This window comes from Herbaspirillum sp. B65 (assembly GCF_000333555.1).
Taxonomy (GTDB): domain Bacteria; phylum Pseudomonadota; class Gammaproteobacteria; order Burkholderiales; family Burkholderiaceae_D; genus Herbaspirillum; species Herbaspirillum rubrisubalbicans.
Genome location: NZ_BADI01001099.1, coordinates 24,825 through 31,041 on the forward strand (window position 1 = coordinate 24,825; position 6,217 = coordinate 31,041).

At 56.0% G+C, this 6,217-nt stretch carries 6 protein-coding genes and 1 pseudogene; 5 read left to right on the top strand and 2 right to left on the bottom strand.

The features are described 5' to 3' along the window. Nucleotides 1-213 precede the first annotated feature (213 nt). The 4 genes from I5W_RS31740 to I5W_RS26095 all read left to right on the top strand — a co-directional run bounded on the left by I5W_RS31740 (nt 214) and on the right by I5W_RS26095 (nt 3,664). On the top strand, nt 214-447 hold the full coding sequence (locus I5W_RS31740) for a hypothetical protein (protein WP_148289202.1): 234 nt from the start codon (nt 214-216) through the stop codon (nt 445-447). A gap of 209 nt (nt 448-656) precedes the next feature. After that, entirely contained in the window at nt 657-1,736 is a 1,080-nt protein-coding gene (locus I5W_RS26085; RefSeq protein WP_044531443.1) for a helix-turn-helix domain-containing protein, read from the top strand. Nucleotides 1,737-1,974: 238 nt separating this feature from the next. After that, nucleotides 1,975-3,273, top strand: a complete 1,299-nt coding sequence (locus I5W_RS26090; RefSeq protein WP_017451302.1) for an NAD(P)/FAD-dependent oxidoreductase — start codon at nt 1,975-1,977, stop codon at nt 3,271-3,273. 19 nt (nt 3,274-3,292) lie between these two features. Then, on the top strand, nt 3,293-3,664 hold the full coding sequence (locus I5W_RS26095; protein ID WP_017451303.1) for a cupin domain-containing protein: 372 nt from the start codon (nt 3,293-3,295) through the stop codon (nt 3,662-3,664). A gap of 298 nt (nt 3,665-3,962) precedes the next feature. Here I5W_RS26095 and I5W_RS34325 read toward each other — a convergent pair whose 3' ends face one another. Together I5W_RS34325 and I5W_RS34330 are read right to left on the bottom strand one after the other, a co-directional pair. Continuing rightward, nucleotides 3,963-4,415 carry a DMT family transporter gene (locus I5W_RS34325; protein WP_083893635.1) on the bottom strand — a complete coding sequence of 151 codons (453 nt, stop codon included), beginning with the start codon at nt 4,413-4,415 and terminating at the stop codon, nt 3,963-3,965. A 19-nt stretch (nt 4,416-4,434) separates the two neighbouring features. Further along, nucleotides 4,435-4,881, bottom strand: a pseudogene (locus tag I5W_RS34330) (DMT family transporter); the annotation flags it as partial. Between the two features lie 69 nt (nt 4,882-4,950). Here I5W_RS34330 and I5W_RS26110 point away from each other — a divergent pair. Next, complete coding sequence (locus I5W_RS26110; RefSeq protein ID WP_044531445.1) at nt 4,951-5,556, top strand: TetR/AcrR family transcriptional regulator; 606 nt, start codon at nt 4,951-4,953, stop codon at nt 5,554-5,556. The last annotated feature ends 661 nt before the right edge of the window (nt 5,557-6,217 follow it).

Genomic DNA, 6,217 nt, shown 5'->3' on the forward strand with positions numbered 1-6,217 from the left:
TGCTTGCGGACTCTGCTACAGCAAAAAACGAGCCATGCCTGAGAGCATCACGACTCGGGCGCTTTCCCGCCGGTGATCCGCGAATAAAAAGGGACGGAGCCACAGAAGGCAAGCGGCCCGGACGAACGGCCAGGCCAGGCGAGGCAGTTCCACCAATGCACTGCCCCGCCGGGCAGAATACACCTGAATTGTGCGGCTGGGAGAGCGAGTTCCGTGCCAACACAACTCTTCATTCAGATCGCACGTTTTATGCACTTTTTTGAATCAGCGCGCGACGAATTGCACCAAGAAAGGCAGCCAAACAAAAAGAATCTGCACTTCTTCCCAAGCTTTGCTGGAAAGGCGCTTGATGAAACACACATAAAATCCCGCAAAATGAGAAACATCATTCTTGCATCCGCGCCTCCTGCTATTGACCCCGCCCATACAATGGCATCGACTGAATGAAAAGATTAAGCGGCTTGCAGGGGCGGCCCGGCCAGGCACAATTCTTGTTAGCGTGCTGGCGACCCGGCGCATTCCGGATGCAAGCGAACCGAGTGTCTCGATATCGCTCGGCCTGCCACTGAACTGCTTGTGGCGGGTGGCCGCTTGCCTTCCAGAGTGTCGTTGCCCCGCCATGACTGGCTGCCGTCGCTACGTTCTGAGAGAAAACGATGCCAAGCGCGAAGTCCGAGACCGCCCATCGCCCTGCCCCCTGGCCGTACAACAGCCACACCGTGCATTCACTGGACGACGCCGCTCACTCCATGAGCGGCTGGCAGATCGACATGCTGCAGATGTCACCAGGCAAGCTCAACTACTCGCTGTCGATGACCCAACTGGGGCATATCCAGATTTTCCGCGAGCTCGCCGACAAGCCGCTGCTCAAGCGCGGCATGGCGTGCCCGGGCTCACTGGTATTCAGTTTCGTCCTCAAGGCACAAGGACGGGGCTGGCTATCCGGTCGCGCGGTTGATCCACAGGTCGGCCTGGTAGTCGATGGCGACCTGCTGCCGGAAATCATCACCCCTGATCATCTGGACCTGATCTTCATCGTGGTGGACCGACGCTGGTTGAGCGATCGTATCGGCGACAGCGCTAACGAGCAGATCTCGACCGGGGTACGCAGCTTCGGCAACCTCAGCTTGTGGCATGAGCAGGAACTTGCCGTCAACAAATTGCTGCCCACGTCCATGCGAGCATCGCAGGCGGCCGGGCCTGGCATGAGCATGGCCCAGGTGCTGCAGCAAGTCGAGGTCGGCGAGGAAGATACGTCGGGGGTGGAAGAGCTGGTACTGGAGGCCTTGCTGGAAGTGCTCAACTCGGTGCGCAGGATTGAGCCAGTCAGCGAGACCGGGCATAAGCGCTTGATCGACCAGGCCCGCACGTTAATGCTGGGCAATAGCCTTGAGCGCCAGACCATGAGCCAGGTGGCCGCACAACTGGGCGTGAGCCGACGCCACCTGCAGACCTGCTTCAATAGCGCCGTTGGCATCCCCGCCACCGAATTCGTGCGCGCCGAGCGCCTCAACCAGGTCCGCAGGGAACTGGTGCGAGCACGTCGTAGCGCTCGCTCTGTCTCCATCGGCGACGTCGCCGCCGAGTGGGGCTTCTGGCATCTGAGCCGTTTTGCCTCCGACTACCGCGACATGTTCGGCGAGCTGCCCTCCGAAACCTTGCGCCCTCATCTGCCGTCGAGCCCGCGCCGCGCAACAATCGAGGTTCCTTCCGCATTCACTTCCCAAAACGGATAACGCTAAGTAGGGCGTCATTCCTAGAATCCCCCCACCACTTCGCAAAAAGGTGTGGGGAATGAATGACGTCGACATCGTCCGTACCGGACGCCACAGCAGTGGTGTCGCCTGTTTCGCATTCTCCACATTGTTCCTGTCCACGCTGGATCCTGCGACGCCCTGACGCCCTGACGCCGGGACGCCGAGAGCCAGTGCTTGCGTAGATCAAAGCAATGGCAGCCCCTTGGAGCAAACAGAGATGATCAATATCGAAACCGCGACCTACTACACCGCCACCAAGAAATACGATCTGAATTTCCCGATCCTCGACCAGGATATCGACGTCGATATCGTCGTCATCGGCGGCGGCTTCAGCGGCGTCAACACGGCCCTTGAACTGGCCGAGAAGGGCATCAAGAACATCGCCCTGCTCGAAGCCCGCTACCTGGGTTTCGGCGGCAGTGGCCGCAACGGCGGACAGATCATGGCGGGCATCGGCCATGATCTGGACAAGATCAAGAAGGATGTCGGCGAGGATGGCATCCGCGCCATCTTCGAGATCAGCGATCAGGGCGCCCGTATCATCCAGGAGCGTGTGGACCGATATGACATCGATGCCGATCTCTGCCATGGTTATGGCTACATGGGTTACAACCGCCGCCAGGCCGCGACTTTGCGTGCCTGGGAAAAGGAATTCAAGTCACTCGATGCAACCCAGGACATCCGTTACCTGGAAGGTGATGAAGTTCGCTCGATCATCGGCTCGGACGTCTACTCAAGCGCCCTGCTGCATACGGGCGGAGGACATGTGCACTCGCTCAATCTGCTGCTGGGCGAAGCCCAGGCCTTGTCGCATCACGGTGCCAGGATCTTTGAATATTCTCCCGCAGTGGAAGTCAGCTATGGCGAGCGCATCAAGGTGCGTACCGCCAGAGGTAGCGTGACGGCCAACAAGCTCTTGTGGGCTTGCGACAGTTTCCTCAACGGCATGGAGCCGGAACTGCATCGCTCCACCATCAACACCTATGCGTTCCAGTGCGTGACCGAGCCGCTCTCCGACCAGCTCATCGAACAGATCAGCCCGATCCGCGGCGCCTACAGCGATATTCGCCCGGTCATCGATTATTTTCGCGTCACTCGCGATAACCGACTGCTGTTCGGTTCGGCCACGCCGCTCGTGGAACACATACCGAAAGACCTGAAGGCATGGAACCGCAAATTGATGCTCAAGGTATTCCCTTACCTGCAGGACGTTAAGATCGACCTCGCATGGGGCGGGCCGATGGCTTGTGGAGCCAATCTGTTCCCGCAGATCGGCAGCTTGCCGGATCATCCCAATGTCTTCTATGTGCAGGGCTATGCAGGATTCGGCGTCACCCCCAGTCACATCATCTGCAAGATCCTGGCCGAAGGCATGGCTGAAGGATCTCCGCGCTATGACCTGATCAGTTCCGTCCGACGCGCCACCGTGGTCGGCAAGGACCAGTTGCGCCCCCTCATTTGCAGCGCCGCCAAGACCTGGCACCAAGTTTCCGGTTATCGGACCGGACGTCGTTAAACAGAAAGGACTTCACCCCATGAACATCATCGAGATCAGCCACGCCCCCCGCCGCGAAGACATGCAGGCCATCGGCCCGGTCAGCGTACTGGGCGCCACCATCGAGGCAGGCGAGGCGCAAGCTTATGCCACGGGCACATTCGGCGCTCCTGGCGATGCGGTTTCGGCAGGCTATTTCGGCGTCACCCGCAGTACTTTCCGGATGACCTACCCGTTCAACGAGCAGGCCACAGTGGCCGAAGGCAGCGTCAGGCTCACCGATCTGGCCACCGGCAATTCGCTCAGTTTCGGCAAGGGTGATAGCTGGTTCGTCAAGCAGGGCAGCGAGATACTGTGGGAAATCCAGAGCGACTTCTTCGTCAAGCATTTCTTCGCCGTTGCCAATCCGTAACGCCTTACCCGCACCGATCAGCTCGTACTCTCCTCCGCTATTGCGCAGCTTGGCAATGGTTAAAGCCCGCTTTCATTGGCGGGCTTTTTTTCGTTGATGCTCCAAAAACTACGCCCAACAGGATAATTGACAAAGAGGGCCAGGCGGAGAACCTGACTGTGGAGTCGTCGAGCGAGCTTGGCGAACGCCTTGCTGGAGGTCAGTTGATTCAGATAAAAAGCGGATAATTCTGTCCGGAATTCGGCGAAAAGATTGTGGCCTAGCTTGATTTTTGAGTCATCACCACTCGCTCCCATGCTTAGTGCGGTGCTTGCCTACCAACAAAGAGGCCGATCACGATAACTAGTGCCGAAAGAATCAAAACTAGTTCAATCCGCTCCCCTAAAACGACCGCTGCAATTCCAATGCCGAGAATAGGGGTAGCGAGGACTCCGAGAGCTGAAGTAGTAGCGGGAACCCGTCTGTTCACGACCGTCATCGCCCAAAACCCAAGTGCGGTGCCGATAACACCGTTGTACGCCAGCGCCAATGCGGTAACTGAGCTTACGCGAGTAGGTGGCAATCCCTCCAACCCTAGAGCAAGCCCACTGAGCACCACGGTCGCCAGCAAGCATTGCCATGGCATCAGTTGAAGAGGTGTCGCGGTCCAGCGATGAGCACGCGTGTAAATGATACTTACCGACCAGCTGAGTGAAGCCAGAAGCGGAAGGACATTCCCCCAAATGGCGTCCTGCTCGCCAATCAGACGCATTCGATCCGACAAGCAACAAGAGCCCACCAATGCCGATCACCATGCCCAACATCTCTCGAATTGACATTTTCTCTTTGAGAAAGACGACCGCGGCAGGTGCCACCCAGAGTGGTGTCGTGTAGCCCAGGACAATGGCCCGACCAGCAGAAATGTGCGTTAGCCCCAGCGTCATCAGAGCCGCGAAGCCAACCATGTGAAACAAGGAAATAGAGACGACAACTGGATAATCACTTCGCGGTGGAAGGATGAGCTGGCGATTCAGATAGAGGATGGGAAAGAGCAATATCGCAGCCAACGCCGTCCGCATCGTGATGGCCCACAACGGCGCAATATCATGGACGGCCAGTTTCATGACCACCCAATTAAGACTCCAGGCTAAAACAACAAAAATGAAGAGCCCAATTGTTGACCGCGTAGCCGGCACCGCTTGGCCAGAACGCAAAGAAGTGCTTGAAGTAGTTGTCATGGCCGGCCCCTGTAGACAAGTCGTTCCACATTGCCAGATGTAGAACGACTTGTCTACACTAAAAGGACCATGCGACCACCTGTAAAGCCTTCATCTCCCCCCCTCCCCCCGCGCGACCGCATCCTGCAAGTCGCGCAAGACCTTTTTTATCGGCATGGAGTAAGGGCCACCGGGGTGGATCGGGTGATTGCGGAGGCTGGCGTGACAAAAGTCACTTTTTATCGCAACTTCCCGTCCAAGGATGACTTGATTCGGGCATTTCTGCAGCAGCGCCACGAACAGTGGATTACGTGGTTCAAGAAGCGGCTTGCGATATCACTGGAATCTCAGACGGCAGCAAACCGAAAGAAGCATCCTCTCGATCCGCTTCTGGAGGTTGCGGGAGAATGGTTCAACGCACCAAGCTTTCGCGGTTGCGCGTTCGCAAACACCGTGGCCGAGGTCGGGCATAGCATGCCATCGATCATTGAGATCGCACAAAAACATAAGAGAGAAGTACAGGAGGTCATCGAGGCGCTTCTCCCAAGAGACACACGGTCCTCCGACATCGCCTGGGCCGCGACATTGGCCCTAGATGGCGCCATTGTGAATGCTCAATTCGGCGACGCGTCGCAAGAGTCATCCCTTCGCATTTTGTTGCATTTGCTTCGCGCATTAGAGAAAAACATCTCATGAAGCTTCCTCGGGAAGCTAGCTACCACACTAGACCTTTACGCAGCGGCGCGGCAATTTTGACTTCTCAAGACCGGCCGGCACTACCGGAAAATTCATACTTGAACGAATTCTTGAAGTTACCAAGAAGAAACAAAAAATTGGGTATGTCGGACAACAGTGGGGGAAGAGCTCTCGTTTTACATGCTCAAAACCGAAATTTGTTTTCGCATGAAATTTAAACGTCCATGTCGAATGCAAATCGTCATATTGATCAGAAGGCAACGCGACTCAATCCTAAACCACTGATTTTAAATAAGTATTCCAGTGGCACTATTTATGATCGTTGTGACATTATTGACAGAAATCTTTTAACTCTGAACCACACCTCCAGTCCCATCGGCCATGGTTCAGTTCTAAATTCAATCAAGTCTGAACTCGAGATTCACTTAACTCTGAACTTTCCACTATTTCGTTCATTTAACTCTGAACTTTTCCCGATGCAAGTTTCGGCGGATAGTTACAATTTGACAGTACCCCTCACTTAGATGCACTAACAATGTGAGGCACATCGTTTCAACCAAAGCGGCGTCAAAGACACATTAAATGGTGCTAAAGTATGGCGTGTGCTTGAGGACAAGCGGCAAAGCCTCTGAGCAAGTGCCTCCCCCCCCACAAGACAAAT